Origin of the sequence: Plantibacter sp. PA-3-X8, from assembly GCF_003856975.1 — a bacterium.
In the GTDB taxonomy this organism is placed as follows: domain Bacteria; phylum Actinomycetota; class Actinomycetes; order Actinomycetales; family Microbacteriaceae; genus Plantibacter; species Plantibacter auratus.
Genome location: NZ_CP033107.1, coordinates 4,043,020 through 4,058,846, shown reverse-complemented (window position 1 = coordinate 4,058,846; position 15,827 = coordinate 4,043,020). Strand labels below are relative to the sequence as shown.

Here is a 15,827-nt window from a genome sequence, read left to right as displayed (position 1 = left end):
ACACTGGAGGGATCGAGCAGAGGGTGTGCGTGTGAGCGAGTCGACAGCGGTCGGGGCGGGTCCGGCGGGCGGATCCGGCATGGGGAGCGGACTCGACTCGGTGCGCCGTCGCAACCTCGGGCGGATCGTCGAGCTCGTGCACCAGGGCGGGGTGCAGTCGCGGTCGGCGCTCACGAGGACGACCGGCCTCAACCGGTCCACGGTCGCCGCGCTCGTCACGGAACTCGCCTCGATCGGCATCGTCACGGAGTCGGTCCCGGTGGGCGGGCAGGGTGTCGGCCGGCCGTCGCCACTCGTCTCGGCTGGCCCGCGAGCCGTCGCCTTCGCGGCGAACCCGGAACTCGACGCGATCACGGTGGCGGCCGTGCGACTCGGCGGCGAGGTCCTCGAGCGCGTGCGTCGCGAGGTCGACACGACACCGACGGCGGCCGAGGCGACGGCGATCATCGCGGAGTTGGTCGAGGAACTCGCCGATCGACTGCCCGACGAAGCGCGCGGTGGCGGCGGGATCGGGCTCGCGATCCCCGGTCTCGTCCGGGACGCCGACGGGGTCGTCCGGCTCGCACCGCACCTCGGGTGGGTGGACGAGCCCTTGGTCGAACGGCTGCGTGCCGCGACCGGTCGAGCGGTGTTCGCGGCCAACGACGCGAGTCTCGGCGCTCGGGCGGAGCGGACCTTCGGGGCGGGCCGCGGTATCGACGACCTCGTCTACCTGAACGGTGGCGCGAGCGGTATCGGTGGTGGCATCATCGCCGGTGGCCGACCCGTCGGTGGAGCGCGCGGGTACGCGGGGGAGTTCGGTCACACCTCGGCGACGGCCGCCGGCAACGCGCTCGAAGACGCCGTGCGACGCAGCGAGCTGCTGCACGTCGCCGGCCTCGCCGCCGGGGACGACGCGGTCCTCGAAGCGGCGCTCGCCGAGGGCATCGCGGCCGATCCGGCTGGGGCGATGCGGGAGGAGGTCGTCCGGCAGGCCAGGACGCTCGGGCGGGCGCTCGCCGGGACGGTGAACATCCTCGACCCCGAACTCGTCGTCCTCGGTGGGCATCTCGGGATCGTGCTCGAACTGGCATCGGAGGAGTTGCACGACGCGGTCCGTGAGCGGGCGCTCGTCCCGCCGTTCGAGGACGTCGCGATCGTGCGTGCGGCACTCGGCCAGGACCTCCTGCTCATCGGTGCCGCGGAACTCGCCTTCGATCGACTCATCGCGGACCCCGCCGCCTGGTGATCGTCGCCTCGGGTGCTGTCGGCTTGGTCGTCAGCGCACCGCGCTGGCGTGAGACGTGGTCACCCGGCGTCGGCGCGGTGCGCTGACGCGAGATCGCCCGAATCGGCGTGGGCGCGGGGCATGGACGTGAGCGCGGGTCTCCAGAGGGGCGCGCTCACGCGTGTGACCCGCGCTCGCGTCAGCGCACCGCGCTGGCGCCACCACCACACACCGCCACGAGGGGTCAGAAGGCCGGGCGACCCGTCGACTTCCGCACGATCAGCTCCGGCTCGATCGTTCCGCGGTATCCGACGGCGTCGACCTCGAGGTTGCCGAGCAACCGCGCGACACAACGACGCCCCAGCTCGTCGAAGTCCTGCCGCACCGTCGTGAGCGGCGGCCAGAAGTGCGGTGCCTCCGGGATGTCGTCGAACCCCACGATCGAGACGTCCCGGGGCACGTCGTACCCCTCGTCGCGGATCGCATGGATGAGGCCGAGCGCCATCTGGTCGTTCGACGAGAAGATCGCCGTGAAGTCGCGCACCCGCATGAGTTCGATCCCGGCGCGATAGCCGAAGTCGGCGGTCCAGTCACCGAGGATCGGCGCGGTCGTCGGCACGTCCTGCGCACTCATCTCGGCGAGGAACCCGTGCATGCGCGCCTCAGCCTCGATCCAGTCCTGCGGGCCGGCGAGGTGGTAGATGTTCCGATGCCCGAGCTCGATGAGGTGCCGCGTCGCCAAGCGTCCACCGGCGACCTGGTCGACACCGATCGAGTGGTCGTCGAGGTCGCCGCCGGACTGCACCGCGATGAACGGCACCCGCACCTGCAACTCCTCGATCGCCCGGAACACCCGGACCTGCGGTGCGATGACCACGATGCCGTCGACCGACTGTGCAAGCAGATGCTCGACGGCGGCGACGATCGACGCGTCCGAGACGTCGGGCAGGTTCGCCGTGCTCACGAGGTACCCGGCGTCCTTGCTCGCGTTCTCGATGGCCTGGATCATGCTCGCCGGACCGTACTGCGACCGCTGGCTCGCAAGCACGCCGATGGTCCGTGACCGACTCGTCACGAGCGCCCTGGCAGCCCGGTTCGGACGGTAGTTGACCTCGTCCATGACGGCGAGGACCCGGTCGCGGGTGGAGTCGCGGATGCTCGGGTGGTTGTTGAGCACTCGTGAGACCGTCTGGTGGGAGACCCCGGCCAGGCGCGCGACATCACGGATATTGGGGGCTCGCCCCCGTTCGGCGTCGTCGCTCACGGATTCCTCGGACCTCGATGTGCACGGTCACATTTCGTGCTGCACCCATTATGCACACGCCTCAGGCCCCCGGCGGATCGGGTCCCCCAGGGCGCGTGGAGCCACAGAGGGGTCCGCGACGGTACCGTTGGGGGATGGATACCGAAAGCGTCGCCCGCGTCATCGAAGCCACCGACTTCTCGGGCGTCGTGCTCGTCAAGCGCGGTGACGAGACGCTCTTCGAGGCCGCCCGAGGCCTCGCCTCGCGGGAGCGCGACGAGCCCATCACGCTCGAAACCCGCTTCGACACGGCGTCCATCACGAAGCTCTTCACCGCCGCCGCCGTGCTCCAGCAGGTCGACGCCGGACACATCGACCTCGACGAGTCGATCCACGAGTACGTCGACCTCGACGGCACCACCATCCGCCGCGACGTCCAGCTGCTCCACCTGCTCACCCACACCTCGGGCATCGCCGACGACGCCGACGAGACCGCCGGCGAGAGCTACGACGACCTCTGGGCCGAGCGCCCGGCCTCGTCGATCCGCGAGACCGCCGACCTCCTGCCGCTCTTCGCTGACAAGGAGCCGCTCGCAGCCCCTGGCGAGGAGGCGAACTACGTCAACGCGGGCTACGTCCTGCTCGGGCTCGCGCTCGAGGGCGTGACGGGGTTGCCCTACCGCCAGCTCATCGAGCAGCAGGTGTTCGCGCTACTCGGCATGGACCACTCGGGCTTCGTCGACCGCCGGACGGGCGAGCCCGGCCTGGCCGAGGGCGGCGACGTCGACGACGACGGCGTCTGGCACTCGAACGCCGACGCCTTCCCGCCGCTCGGCGGCCCGGACGCCGGTGCACAGTCCACTGCGGCCGACCTCATCACCTTCCTGCGCGCCGCCCGCGACGCGAAGATCCTCACCGCCGAGCTGACCGAGGAGTTCACCTCTCCGCAGATCGAGGTCGACGAGGAGATCTCCTACGGCTTCGGCTTCGAGTTCGACGTCGACGAGGACGGCCAGGTGCGATCGATGTACCTCGACGGTGTCAACCCCGGCGCGAGCGGCATCGTGCGCACCTACTTCGGCCCGACCGCCGCCGACGCCATCGACGTCGTCGTGCTGTCGAACTCCGAGGACGGTGCGTGGGACGTCATCCGCGCGATCGACGCCGAACTCTAGGCGTCCACTGGGATCGCCCGGGCACGTCCCCGGGTTCCGGCCACGCCGATCGAGGCGTACCCGCGCCCCCGGCGCGTGCCCGCACGGGCCCACTGAGAGCGCGACCATGCCCCGACGGTCGCCGGTTATGAAAATGAGACCCATCCCGACTTGACATCAGGTGGAGGTCTGGGGCTATCGTGTGACACACAATGTGAACGGTCACATTCGGAGTGACGAGGAAGTCGACGTGGGAACGAAGCGCAATGGAGCGAGCAGGTCGGCGATGAGCCGCCTCCCGATCCACGGCACCGATCGATCCGACCACAGCTCCCTCTCGGCCCGGCTCTCCGCCGGCCACCTCTCCCTGCACCCTCGCCGGCACCACGACGAGGCGTCCGCACCCGCACCCGCGAACGCCACGTAGCCGACGAGCGGCCTCGATGAGCTGGACACATCGAAGCCGACAGACCTGCGCATGACAATGACGTCCAAGCAACTCCCTAGGGAAGGAACCACACAGTGAAGAAGAGAATGCTCCTCGCCACGCTGGCCGCAGGCACGATGGTCGTGTCGCTCGCCGGCTGCTCCGGCGGCGCAAGCGGCGGATCGGGCGGCGGCGAAGGCGACGGCAAGCTCGTCGGCGTCGCGATGCCCACCAAGAGCTCCGAGCGCTGGATCCAGGACGGCAACGCCGTCAAGGAGCAGCTGGAGAAGGAGGGCTTCAAGGTCGACCTGCAGTACGCCGAGGACGACATCCCCACCCAGGTCTCGCAGATCGAGAACATGATCACCAAGGGCGCCTCCGTCCTGATCATCGCCTCGATCGACGGCACCACGCTCACGAGCGTGCTCCAGGAGGCCAAGGACGGCGACATCCCCGTCATCGCCTACGACCGCCTGATCCGCGACAGCGAGAACGTCGACTACTACGCGTCGTTCGACAACTACAAGGTCGGCGTGCAGCAGGCCAACTCGGTCCTCAACGGCCTCGGCCTCGTCGACCTCGAGGGCAAGCCCACCGAGGGCGCACCCGCCGGTCCGTTCAACATCGAGATGTTCGCCGGCTCGCCCGACGACAACAACGCCACGTTCTTCTGGGACGGCGCTCAGGACACCCTGAAGCCGTTCATCGACGCGGGCACCCTCAAGGTCGCCAGCGGCCAGACCTCCTTCGAGCAGGCTGCAACGCTCCGTTGGGACGGTGAGACCGCGCAGAAGCGTATGGAGAACATCCTCACGTCGACCTACTCCGACGGCAGCAAGGTCAACGCGGTCCTGTCGCCCTACGACGGCATCTCGCGAGGCATCATCTCGGCGCTGACCGACGCCGGCTACTCGGTGGGCGACGGCTGGCCCGTCATCTCCGGCCAGGACGCCGAGCTCGACTCGGTCAAGGCCATCGAGTCCGGCGAGCAGTACGCGACCATCTTCAAGGACACCCGCCAGCTGGCGAGCGAAGCCGTCAAGATGGCCGTCGCCGTGCTGAACGGTGAGAAGCCCGAGGTCAACAACACCGAGGACTACGACAACGGCAAGAAGGTCGTCCCGTCCTTCCTCCTCGAGTCGCAGATCGTCGTCAAGGACAACATCCAGGAGGTCCTCGTGGACTCCGGTTACTGGACCGAAGACGAGATCAAGGGCTAGTCAGTCCTGCAACACCCCTTTCGACAGGCTCAGGGAACGGAATCACTTCCGATCCCTGAGCCTGTCGGAGGGCCCGGTTCAACGACGATCACCTGTAAGGAGACACGGTGTCAGGCGAGACCACGAGCATCCTCGAGATGCGCAACATCATCAAGACCTTCCCCGGCGTCAAGGCCCTCTCGAACGTCACGCTCGATGTGCAGCGCGGTACCGTGCACGCCATCTGCGGTGAGAACGGCGCCGGCAAGTCGACGCTCATGAAGGTGTTGTCCGGCGTCTACCCGTTCGGCACCTACGAGGGCGACATCGTCTTCGAGGGCGAGACGATGGAGTTCAAGGACATCCGCGACTCGGAGTCCAAGGGCATCGTCATCATCCACCAGGAGCTGGCCCTCAGCCCCTACCTCTCCATCGCGGAGAACATCTTCCTCAACAACGAGCTGAAGGGGCCGCTCGGCCTCATCGACTGGAACCGCACCAACCAGGAGGCGGCAGCACTGCTCGCCCGGGTCGGCCTGCGGGAGAACCCGACGACCAAGATCCTCGAGATCGGCGTCGGCAAGCAGCAGCTCGTCGAGATCGCGAAGGCCCTCTCGAAGCGCGTGAAGCTCCTCATCCTCGACGAGCCGACCGCCGCACTGAACGACGAGGACTCCGACCACCTGCTCGACCTGATCCTGCACCTCAAGGAGCAGGGCATCACGTCGATCATCATCAGCCACAAGCTCAACGAGATCAAGAAGGTCGCCGACACCGTCACGGTCATCCGCGACGGCAAGACCATCGAGACGATCGTGAAGAACGACGTCACCGAAGAGCGCATCATCAAGGACATGGTCGGCCGCGACCTCGAGCACCGCTACCCGGACCACACGCCGAACATCGGCGAGGAGATCCTGCGCGTCGAGGACTGGACCGCCCACCACCCGCAGGACCCGACCCGCGTGATGGTGGACGCCGTCAACCTCAACGTCCGCGCCGGTGAGATCGTCGGCATCGCCGGCCTCATGGGCGCCGGGCGCACCGAGTTCGCGATGAGCCTGTTCGGTCAGTCGTACGGTAGCCGCATCAGCGGCAAGGTCTTCAAGAACGGCACCGAGATCCGCACCCGCACGGTGTCGGAGGCGATCGACAACGGCCTCGCGTACGCCACGGAGGACCGCAAGTACTACGGCCTCAACCTCATCGAGGACATCAAGCGGAACATCTCGATGGCCTCGCTGAAGAAGCTCGAACGCGGCGGACTCGTCAACGACAACGAGGAGTACAAGGTCGCCGAGGAGTACCGGAAGAGCATGAACATCAAGGCTCCGAACGTGCTCGCGAAGACCGGGAAGCTCTCGGGCGGCAACCAGCAGAAGGTCGTCCTCTCGAAGTGGATCTACTCCGACCCCGACGTCCTCATCCTCGATGAGCCCACCCGCGGTATCGACGTCGGTGCGAAGTACGAGATCTACACGATCATCAACCGCCTCGCCGCCGAGGGGAAGGGCGTCATCGTCATCTCCTCCGAGCTCCCCGAGCTCATCGGCATCTGCGACCGCATCTACGCCCTCAGTGAGGGCCGCATCACCGGCGAACTGCCGATCGAGGAAGCGAACCCCGAAGCGCTCCTCAAACTCATGACCATGGAGAAGCCCCGCTGACGCGGGCGCGGACGGATCGAAGGAGAACCGCAATGTCCGATCTGGACACCAAACCCACCGTCCCGGCAGGCGACGGCACCGCCGCCGGCGGCCTCGTCAACCCGGCCACCAACCGCTTCACGAGCTGGCTGACCCACATCCTCAGCGACCTCGGCAAGAACGGCATCTTCATCGCCCTCCTGCTCGTCGTCGTGTTCTTCGCCGTCATCACCGACGGCATCCTGCTGCGGCCGCAGAACATCTCCAACCTGATCGTGCAGAACGGGTACATCCTCGTCCTCGCGATCGGCATGGTGATGGTCATCATCGCCGGCCACATCGACCTGTCGGTCGGTTCCGTCGCTGCCTTCGTCGGTGCGGTCTCCGGTGTGTTCGCCGTGCAGATGCAGATGCCGTGGTGGATCGCGATCATCCTGTCGCTCGCCATCGGCGCGCTCGTCGGTGTCTGGCAGGGCTTCTGGATCGCCTACGTCGGGATCCCGGCGTTCATCGTGACGCTGGCCGGCATGCTCATCTTCCGCGGCCTCGCGCTCGTGGTGCTCGGCAACGCCAACATCGGTTCCTTCCCGGCGGAGTACCGCGCGCTCGGCAACGGCTTCCTGAACGACGTGTTCGGCGACTTCCCGATCGACCCGCTGACGCTCGGCATCGGCGTCATCGCCGTCGTCGGCCTCGTCGTGCAGCAGGTCCGCACGCGCCTCGGCCGTCAGAAGTACGGCCAGGACACCGAGCCGTTCCCGTGGTTCGTCGCCAAGCTCGTGCTCATCATCGCGGGCATCGGCTTCTTCGTGTACGCCCTCGCCGCGTACAAGGGCATCCCGGTCACGCTCATCGTGCTGGCCGTCCTCGTGCTCGTCTACGGCATCGTCATGAACCGCTCGGTCTTCGGCCGCCACATCTACGCGATCGGTGGCAACCGTCACGCCGCGGAGCTGTCCGGCATCAAGACCCGCAAGGTCGACTTCTTCCTGTTCGTCAACATGGGCTTCCTCGCGGCGCTCGCCGGCCTCATCTTCACGGCCCGCCTGAACCTCGCCGGTCCGAAGGCCGGTGACGGCTTCGAACTCGAGGCGATCTCCGCGGCCTTCATCGGTGGAGCCGCGGTGCAGGGTGGCGTCGGTACCATCGGCGGCGCGATCATCGGTGGTCTCATCATCGGTGTGCTGAACAACGGTATGTCGATCATCGGCCTCGGCATCGAGTGGCAGCAGGCCGTCAAGGGCCTCGTGCTGCTGCTGGCCGTCGCGTTCGACGTCTACAACAAGCGCCGCAGCGGCGGACGCTGATCCCGAGGTCCGCGACCGCGGAACCCGGATCGATCCGACGCATGGACATCCACCACGGAGGCGAGAGCACCGGCGACCTGGCCGGTGCCCTCGCCTCCGTGCGTGGTGGCGAAGCGACCGCTGAGCCCGACTCCTCGTCGGTCCCGCCGACGGCGCTCGCGATCCGGCGGGACGGCCGGCCGCTGCTCGAGGTGCCCTTCGGTACGGTGCACGCCGTGCTCGGACCGGTGCCGGTCCTCCGGCACCTGATCGCGCGGTTGTCCGGGACGTCCACCGGACCGCGCGGCGCGGCCAGGGTGTCCGGTTCCGAGACGGTGCTCGTCGACGGCAGGCCGGCGCGGTTGTCGTCCCGTGCCGCGTCGAGTGCCTCCGGGGTGGCCGTCGTGACGGCCGGGCAGGCCATCAGCTGGTCGCAGACCATCGGTGAGAACGTGCTGCTCGGGTCCGAGCGTGGGGTGGGACTGCGGGAGGCGGTCATGCGGCTCCTCCGAGGACGGGTCGCCGACCGGATGTCCTTGAGGCAGAGCGATGCCGAGCGGATCCACCGCGCCCTGGGCGTCGTCGGGCTCGACCGGTCACCCACGGACTCCGCCGGTGCCCTGTCGGTCGTGGAGCGTCGGCTCGTGGAGCTCGCCAGGGCGGTCGCCGCGGAGGCGTCGCTCATCGTGATCGACGACAGTGGCCCCGCACTCCGAGCGGACGAGGCCGAGCGTTGGCGGCAGGCGATGGTCGAGGTGGCCCGAGCTCCTCGAACCGCCGACCCCGCACCCGGTGTCCTGCTCGCGACCGGGGCCGTGACCGGGCTGGCGAGCGTCGCATCGGCCGCGACCGTGATCGCCGTCGGTGGTGACCCGTCGCCCCCGATCCAGCTGTCGGCCGTGGACGGTGAACGCGAGGTGGTCGCCGCGTTGGCGGCCGGGGTGGGCGGCGTCGACGCGTTCCGTCCGCTTGCCGCCGGTTCATCGACGTCGGAGCGTGCCTCGTCGATCGCGTCCTCGGTGACGGCTGCCGGCCTCGCCGTCGAACACTGGACCGCGAGCCACCCGGCGGACCCCGAGCGGAACGTCGTCGACGACCTGTCCTTCACCTGCGCGCCGGGGGAGGTGCTCGGGCTGTTCGGTCCGCCCGACTCCGGTGCCGGGGAGGTGCTGTTGAGCGTCTTCGGCCGGTCGTACGGCGCACGGACCTGTGGTTCGGTGGTGCTCGACGGTGCGGTGGTCGACGTCTCGACGACGGATCTGGCGCGCGCCGCGGGGGTCCTGTACACGACCGAGCACCCGATCCGCTTCGACCTCTCCTTCCTCGGCGGGGTGCCGTCGAGCGTCTCCCCGGACGCCCTCACGAGGATGGTCAGGCTCGGTGTGGCCGACCCGCGCCGCGACTACCGGGCGACCACCGTGCCGAGCGGCCTGGTCGCCGCGCTCCCCGGCGTGCACCGCGGACCGGACGCCGACCAGTTCACCGAGTCACTCCGGATCATCGCGGACACCGGGGCGCGCGCCGTGCTGCTCGCCGAACCGTTCGGTCCGGCGGGCGCCCCCGGCTCCGAGGACGGACGCCGGCGGGCTGAGCGGTGCGCCCTGATCCGATCACTCGGGGCGTCCGGCCGGGCGGTCGTCGTCTCGAGCGAGGACCCGGCGGCGCTCGCGGCCGTCTGCGACCGGGTCGTCGCCGTCCGCGCGGGCCGGATCGTGGGGACCGTCGGCGCTGCTGACGCGCCGGATTCCGAGCCGCTCGACACCCGCGCCGTCATCGAGGCGATGGGCGGTCTCGCATGAGTCGAGATCGCATCGCCCTGTCCATGGCCACGGCAATATACAACGTTGTACACTGGAGCGCGGCCCAGCCCTGATCCACCCGGCCGAGCATCGGCCCCCACCCGCTTGCACCACAGCATCGCGAATCAACCGAGCACCAGATCGACGAAGGAGTCCCACCGGTGAACACCGAGCAGAACCCGGCCGCCAGCGCCCCCGAGCAGGCGACAGCCACGCACGCAGAGACCTACACGATCGGTGTCGACTTCGGCACGCTGTCCGGCCGAGCCGTCGTCGTGCGTGTGTCCGACGGCGCCGAACTCGGGTCGGCGGTACTCGACTACCCGCACGCCGTCATGGATCGCGAGCTCGCCTCGACCGGCGCCGCGCTGCCGCCCGACTGGGCGCTGCAGGTGCCGGCCGACTACGTCGCCGTCATGCAGTCCGCCGTGCCGCGCGCCGTCGAGGCCGCCGGGATCGACCCCGCCGCCGTCATCGGCATCGGCACCGACTTCACCGCCTGCACGATGGTCCCCGTCATCGCCGACGGGACGCCGCTCAACGAGCTGCCCGAGTACGCCGACCGCCCGCACGCCTATGTGAAGCTGTGGAAGCACCACTCCGCGCAGCCGCAGGCGGACCGCATCAACGAGCTCGCCGCCGAGCGAGGCGAGTCCTGGCTGCCGCGGTACGGCGGCCTCATCTCGAGCGAGTGGGAGTTCGCCAAGGGACTCCAGCTCCTCGAGGAGGACCCCGAACTCTACGAGCGCATGGACCACTGGGTCGAGGCGGCCGACTGGATCATCTGGCAGCTCACCGGCACCTACGTGCGGAACGCCTGCACCGCCGGCTACAAGGGCATCTACCAGGACGGTGCCTACCCGAGCCACGAGTTCCTCGCGGCGCTCAACCCCGCGTTCGAGCGGTTCGCCGACGACAAGGTCGCGCACGAGATCGGTGAACTGGGCGCCGCCGCCGGCACCCTGTCGGCCGAGGCCGCAGCGTGGACCGGTCTCCGCGAGGGCATCGCGGTCGCGGTCGGGAACGTCGACGCGCACGTCGCAGCACCCGCGGCGCAGGCCGTCTCGCCCGGCCAGATGGTCGCGATCATGGGCACCTCCACCTGCCACGTCATGAACGGCGACGTCCTCCGCGAGGTCCCGGGCATGTGCGGCGTCGTCGACGGCGGTATCATCGCCGGCCTCTACGGCTACGAGGCCGGGCAGTCGGGCGTCGGCGACATCTTCGCCTGGTACGTCGCGAACCAGGTCCCCGCCCGGTACACCGAGGAGGCTGCGGCGCGTGGTGTCAGCATCCACGAGTACCTCACCTCGCTCATCCAGGACCAGCCCGTCGGCGCGCACGGGCTCGTCGCCCTCGACTGGCACTCGGGCAACCGCTCGGTCCTCGTCGACCACGAGCTCTCCGGCACGGTCCTCGGCCTGACACTCACGACCCGCACCGAGGAGGTCTACCGCGCATTGTTCGAGGCGACCGCGTTCGGCACCCGGAAGATCGTCGAGACGTTCAACGCCTCGGGCGTACCCGTCACCGAGTTCATCGTCGCCGGCGGTCTGCAGCGGAACCCCTTCCTCATGCAGACGTACTCCGACATCCTGCGCCTGCCGATCTCGATCACCGCGAGCGACCAGGGGCCGGCGCTCGGCTCGGCCATCCACGCCGCCGTCGCCGCGGGTGCCTACCCGGACGTCCCGGCCGCCAGTGCCGCGATGGGCAAGGTGAACCGCGCCGTCTACACGCCGAACGAGGCCGCGGCCGACGCGTATGACCTGCTCTACGCGGAGTACGCGACGCTCCACGACTACTTCGGTCGTGGCGCCAACGACGTCATGAAGCGCCTGAAGCGCATCCGCCGAGCCGCCCTCGGTGGCGGCGTCGACAGCCTGCCGACCGACACCGAGACCACCGCCCTCGAAGGAGCAACCGCGTGAACACCTACTCGCCCGAGATCGAGGTCGCGATCGCGCGCGTCCGGTCCGACGTCGCCAAGCTGCACGGGGAGCTCGTCCGGTACGGGCTCGTCATCTGGACCGGCGGCAACGTCTCCGGTCGGGTGCCGGGAGCCGACCTCTTCGTCATCAAGCCCTCCGGCGTCGACTACGACGACCTCGCGCCCGAGAACATGATCCTCTGCGACCTCGACGGCAACGTCATCCCGGGCACGCCCGGTGCTGAGCGGTCGCCGTCGAGCGACACCGCGGCACACGCATACGTCTACCGGCATATGCCCGAGGTCGGCGGCGTCGTTCACACCCACTCCACCTACGCGGTGGCCTGGGCGGCACGCGCCGAGCCCATCCCGTGCGTCATCACGGCGATGGCCGACGAGTTCGGCGGGGAGGTCCCGATCGGTCCGTTCTCGATCATCGGCGACGACTCGATCGGACGCGGCATCGTCGAGACGCTCACCGGTCACCGGTCGCGCGCGGTGCTCATGCAGAACCACGGCCCGTTCACGATCGGGAAGGACGCCCGCGACGCCGTGAAGGCCGCGGTCATGGTCGAGGACGTCGCCCGCACCGTGCACATCTCGCGTCAGCTCGGCGAGCCGAAGCCCATGCCGACCGAGGCGATCGACGCCCTCTTCGACCGCTACCAGAACGTCTACGGCCAGGCGCCGCAGGGCGCGCTCTAACCCGACTGACCTCCGGTCCGATCCCGGTCCCTGCGCTTGTCGCAGGGCCACCCCACCACGGTCCCGCCCTTCGACAGGCTCAGGGACCGAAACGACCTCAAGAAAGAACCCACCCATGCCGAAGCCCACCACCACGCTCGACCACTACACCGTCTGGTTCCTCACCGGCAGCCAGAACCTCTACGGCGAGGAGACCCTCCGTCAGGTCGCCGAGCAGTCCCAGGCCATCGCCGCCGAGCTCGGCGCCGCCGCCGACGTCCCCGTGCGGATCGAGTGGAAGCCCGTCCTCAAGGACTCCGAGTCGATCCGTCGCGCGATGCTCGACGCGAACGCCGACGACAGCGTCATCGGTCTCGTCACCTGGATGCACACCTTCAGCCCGGCCAAGATGTGGATCGCCGGGCTTGACGCGCTGCAGAAGCCGCTGCTCCACCTCCACACGCAGGCGAACGTCGAGCTGCCGTGGTCGGAGATCGACTTCGACTTCATGAACCTCAACCAGGCCGCGCACGGCGACCGCGAGTTCGGGTACATCCAGACGCGTCTGGGCGTCGCCCGCAAGACGGTCGTCGGCCACGTCTCCGACCCGCGCGTTCAGCGTGAGGTCGGCACCTGGCAGCGCGCCGCTGCGGGTTGGGCGGCCACGCACGAGCTCAAGCTCGCGCGCTTCGGCGACAACATGCGCTACGTCGCCGTCACCGAGGGCGACAAGACCGAGGCCGAGCTGCGCTTCGGAGTGCAGGTCAACACGTGGAGCGTCAACGAGCTGGCCGAGGCCGTGCACGCGTCGACGGACGCCGACATCGACGCGCTCGTCGCCGAGTACGAGGAGCTGTACGACGTCGTCCCCGAGCTGCGCAAGGGTGGCGAGCGGCACGAGTCGCTCCGCTACGGTGCCGCGATCGAGCTGGGCCTGCGCTCCTTCCTCGAGGCCGGCGACTTCGCCGCGTTCACGACGAGCTTCGAAGACCTCGGTGAGCTGCGTCAGCTGCCGGGCCTCGCCGTCCAGCGCCTCATGGCCGACGGCTACGGCTTCGGTGCGGAAGGCGACTGGAAGACCGCCGTCCTCGTGCGCGCCGCGTCCGTCATGGGTGCCGGCCTCCCCGGTGGCGCGTCGCTCATGGAGGACTACACGTACCACATGGAGCCCGGCAACGAGCTCATCCTCGGGGCGCACATGCTCGAGGTCAGCCCGACGCTCTCTTCGGCTCGTGCCACCCTCGAGGTGCACCCGCTCGGCATCGGCGGCAAGGAGGACCCGGTGCGCCTGGTCTTCACGGCCGACTCCGGCCCCGCCGTGGTCGTCGCGATGAGTGACATGCGCGACCGCTTCCGGCTGACGGCGAACGTCGTCGAGGTCGTCCAGCCCATCGAGGCCCTGCCGAAGCTGCCCGTCGGGCGCGCCGTGTGGAAGCCGGCTCCGGACTTCGCGACGTCTGCCGCCGCTTGGCTGACCGCCGGCGCCGCGCACCACACCGTCATGTCGACCGCCGTGGGGGTCGAGGTGTTCGCCGACTTCGCGGAGATCGCCAAGACCGAGCTCCTCGTGATCGACGAGTCGACCACGACGCGCGACTTCCAGCGCGAGGTGCGCTGGAACAACGCGTACTACCGACTCGCCCAGGGGTTCTAGCCCCGGGACGATCCGATCGAGACGGCCTCCCGCCCACCGGCGGGAGGCCGTCTCGCGTCGTGGTGTCGTCGATCGTGCGGTGCGACGACGGCGCTTGCTAGCCTGGGGCGACGTGCCGGGGGTGGTGCGCTGAGCGACGGGGGTCGACCGATGACGGATGTGTTCACGCAGACGGAGCAGCACGAGCCGGGCGACGAGGGGACGGCCGAGCCGACGAGGCTCGGGTGGAAGCTCGCGATCGGTGGGACCGTCCTCGTCGCCGGCGTCGGAGCGGTCCTCGCGATCGTCGCAGCGACCGGCGGGTTCACCGCCGCCGACCCAGCGGCCGCCGAGCGGGCGATGGAACGGTGCATCGAGGAGCAGTCGAGCCGCATCGTCGACGCCGGCGACCGCACCCCGGCCGAGGCCGCCGCCGAGGGATGTGCGCTCGATGCCGAGTCGGACACCTTCCTCGACGAGTACGGCGACTGACCAGGATCGGTTCGGGAGCGTTCGAGCGCGCTACCGGAGCCCGATGATCGTGCCGACGACGAACAGCCCGAGCGCGCTCCACATGAGGATGTCGTCGACGCTCATCCGGACGCTGAGGCGCCGACCACGGGTGCTGACGCGGCCGGCCGCCGCGGTCGAGGCCGACTCGTCCGTCTTGGCGCTTCGCCGGTCACCTCGGGTCTCCCGCCACCGTGCCCAGCGTTCGACGCGGTCGTCCACAGCGTCGACAGCGGCGGCGATGTCCTGCCAATCGTCGACCTTCGTCGTGACGAGATCGTCGCTGGTCACGAGCAGGAGCCAGTCGTCGACGATCTCCACGTCGAAGCCGCGCACGTGGTCGAGCAGTCGCGCCATCACGTCGGGCGTGAACAGATAGAGGGCATCGGCCTCGTAGCCGACCGGGCAGTACAGCTGGAAGTGGCGGTCGAACCCGCCCTCGAGGCTGAGCCGCTGCGCATCGGCCGGGGCGCCGGCGCCAGTCATCCCTCGGCGGCGGCCGTCCTGGGCGCGGAGCAGGATGTGGGGGAGGGCGACGGGCATCCGGAGTGCGCAGTAGCCACCGAAGGGGGCCGCGAGGTTCTTGCGGTTGCCGATGACCTCGTAGTCGGCGATCTCGATGCCGCGCGGCTCCCGGCTCCGGAGGACTCGATGGAGGTTCACCGACCCGCGGCTCCGCCAGGGCATGTCGCGCTGGAGGGCGATGGGACCGACGCGGTAGTCGAACCCGTTGGCCTCGGCGAAGCTGGCGAGGCGGAGGTGTGTGCGCCGCAGGGTCCTACGCGACCAGACCCGGATCGTCATGCGGACGAGGATCACGGCGAGGAGGATCATGACCACCACGAGCGTGCCCATGCCGAAGGCGATCCCTCCCGCGTTCCTGCCGCCTTGAGCGTAGGCGAGCAGGCCGACCAGGCCGAAGAAGAAGATGCCGAACAGTCCGCCGATCGCGCCGAGGGTGGTGGTGAGCCGTCGGACTCGCCCGATGCGATCGCGGGCGCCGGGGTCCTCCCTGGCGAAGGCTCGCCACTGCTCGTGAACCTCGTGTCGGGGAAGCGGCCGGGTGAGCGCACTCATGTCGAGTGGTTCGGGAAGCGCCTGCACGCCCT

13 protein-coding genes are annotated in these 15,827 nt (G+C 69.3%); 11 read left to right on the top strand and 2 right to left on the bottom strand.

The features are described 5' to 3' along the window. Nucleotides 1-31 precede the first annotated feature (31 nt). A complete protein-coding gene (locus EAO79_RS18870; RefSeq protein ID WP_241160937.1) occupies nucleotides 32-1,228 on the top strand; it encodes an ROK family protein in 1,197 nt (398 codons plus the stop codon). Nucleotides 1,229-1,451: 223 nt separating this feature from the next. Here EAO79_RS18870 and EAO79_RS18865 read toward each other — a convergent pair whose 3' ends face one another. Continuing rightward, nucleotides 1,452-2,471 (bottom strand): LacI family DNA-binding transcriptional regulator, encoded by a 1,020-nt coding sequence (locus tag EAO79_RS18865; protein WP_064294998.1) that lies wholly within the window; start codon nucleotides 2,469-2,471, stop codon nucleotides 1,452-1,454. A 134-nt stretch (nucleotides 2,472-2,605) separates the two neighbouring features. Here EAO79_RS18865 and EAO79_RS18860 point away from each other — a divergent pair, with 134 nt between their 5' ends. The 10 genes from EAO79_RS18860 to EAO79_RS18820 all read left to right on the top strand — a co-directional run bounded on the left by EAO79_RS18860 (nucleotide 2,606) and on the right by EAO79_RS18820 (nucleotide 14,700). Next, complete coding sequence (locus EAO79_RS18860; protein ID WP_124769983.1) at nucleotides 2,606-3,625, top strand: serine hydrolase; 1,020 nt, start codon at nucleotides 2,606-2,608, stop codon at nucleotides 3,623-3,625. A 265-nt stretch (nucleotides 3,626-3,890) separates the two neighbouring features. Further along, nucleotides 3,891-4,031 (top strand): hypothetical protein, encoded by a 141-nt coding sequence (locus EAO79_RS19140; protein WP_158596666.1) that lies wholly within the window; start codon nucleotides 3,891-3,893, stop codon nucleotides 4,029-4,031. 107 nt (nucleotides 4,032-4,138) lie between these two features. Further along, on the top strand, nucleotides 4,139-5,251 hold the full coding sequence (chvE, locus tag EAO79_RS18855) for a multiple monosaccharide ABC transporter substrate-binding protein (RefSeq protein WP_079706775.1): 1,113 nt from the start codon (nucleotides 4,139-4,141) through the stop codon (nucleotides 5,249-5,251). A gap of 137 nt (nucleotides 5,252-5,388) precedes the next feature. After that, nucleotides 5,389-6,897, top strand: coding sequence for a multiple monosaccharide ABC transporter ATP-binding protein (mmsA, locus tag EAO79_RS18850; protein WP_064295024.1), 1,509 nt, complete (start codon nucleotides 5,389-5,391; stop codon nucleotides 6,895-6,897). Nucleotides 6,898-6,929: 32 nt separating this feature from the next. Then, nucleotides 6,930-8,183, top strand: coding sequence for a multiple monosaccharide ABC transporter permease (gene mmsB / locus EAO79_RS18845; RefSeq protein WP_085512640.1), 1,254 nt, complete (start codon nucleotides 6,930-6,932; stop codon nucleotides 8,181-8,183). A 41-nt stretch (nucleotides 8,184-8,224) separates the two neighbouring features. Next, complete coding sequence (locus EAO79_RS18840) at nucleotides 8,225-9,961, top strand: hypothetical protein (RefSeq protein ID WP_124769982.1); 1,737 nt, start codon at nucleotides 8,225-8,227, stop codon at nucleotides 9,959-9,961. A gap of 233 nt (nucleotides 9,962-10,194) precedes the next feature. After that, nucleotides 10,195-11,892, top strand: a complete 1,698-nt coding sequence (araB, locus tag EAO79_RS18835; RefSeq protein ID WP_371413698.1) for a ribulokinase — start codon at nucleotides 10,195-10,197, stop codon at nucleotides 11,890-11,892. Beyond that, entirely contained in the window at nucleotides 11,889-12,596 is a 708-nt protein-coding gene (locus EAO79_RS18830) for an L-ribulose-5-phosphate 4-epimerase (protein WP_071258853.1), read from the top strand. Before araB ends, EAO79_RS18830 begins: the two co-directional genes overlap by 4 nt. A 115-nt stretch (nucleotides 12,597-12,711) precedes the next feature. Continuing rightward, entirely contained in the window at nucleotides 12,712-14,229 is a 1,518-nt protein-coding gene (gene araA / locus EAO79_RS18825) for an L-arabinose isomerase (RefSeq protein ID WP_056014267.1), read from the top strand. A gap of 150 nt (nucleotides 14,230-14,379) precedes the next feature. After that, nucleotides 14,380-14,700 (top strand): hypothetical protein, encoded by a 321-nt coding sequence (locus tag EAO79_RS18820; RefSeq protein WP_124769981.1) that lies wholly within the window; start codon nucleotides 14,380-14,382, stop codon nucleotides 14,698-14,700. 30 nt (nucleotides 14,701-14,730) lie between these two features. Here the strand turns inward: EAO79_RS18820 and EAO79_RS18815 are convergent, their stop codons facing one another. Continuing rightward, a complete protein-coding gene (locus tag EAO79_RS18815; protein WP_124769980.1) occupies nucleotides 14,731-15,795 on the bottom strand; it encodes a hypothetical protein in 1,065 nt (354 codons plus the stop codon). Nucleotides 15,796-15,827: the final 32 nt, after the last annotated feature.

What these genes read in the sequence shown, in the direction of transcription:
- EAO79_RS18860 (WP_124769983.1), top strand. Translation starts at nt 2,606, where the DNA reads ATGGATACCGAAAGCGTCGCCCGCGTCATCGAAGCCACCGACTTCTCG.
- EAO79_RS19140 (WP_158596666.1), top strand. Translation starts at nt 3,891, where the DNA reads ATGAGCCGCCTCCCGATCCACGGCACCGATCGATCCGACCACAGCTCC.
- chvE (WP_079706775.1), top strand. Translation starts at nt 4,139, where the DNA reads ATGCTCCTCGCCACGCTGGCCGCAGGCACGATGGTCGTGTCGCTCGCC.
- mmsA (WP_064295024.1), top strand. Translation starts at nt 5,389, where the DNA reads ATGCGCAACATCATCAAGACCTTCCCCGGCGTCAAGGCCCTCTCGAAC.
- mmsB (WP_085512640.1), top strand. Translation starts at nt 6,930, where the DNA reads ATGTCCGATCTGGACACCAAACCCACCGTCCCGGCAGGCGACGGCACC.
- EAO79_RS18840 (WP_124769982.1), top strand. Translation starts at nt 8,225, where the DNA reads ATGGACATCCACCACGGAGGCGAGAGCACCGGCGACCTGGCCGGTGCC.
- araA (WP_056014267.1), top strand. Translation starts at nt 12,712, where the DNA reads ATGCCGAAGCCCACCACCACGCTCGACCACTACACCGTCTGGTTCCTC.
- EAO79_RS18820 (WP_124769981.1), top strand. Translation starts at nt 14,380, where the DNA reads ATGACGGATGTGTTCACGCAGACGGAGCAGCACGAGCCGGGCGACGAG.
- EAO79_RS18815 (WP_124769980.1), bottom strand. Translation starts at nt 15,795, where the DNA reads ATGAGTGCGCTCACCCGGCCGCTTCCCCGACACGAGGTTCACGAGCAG.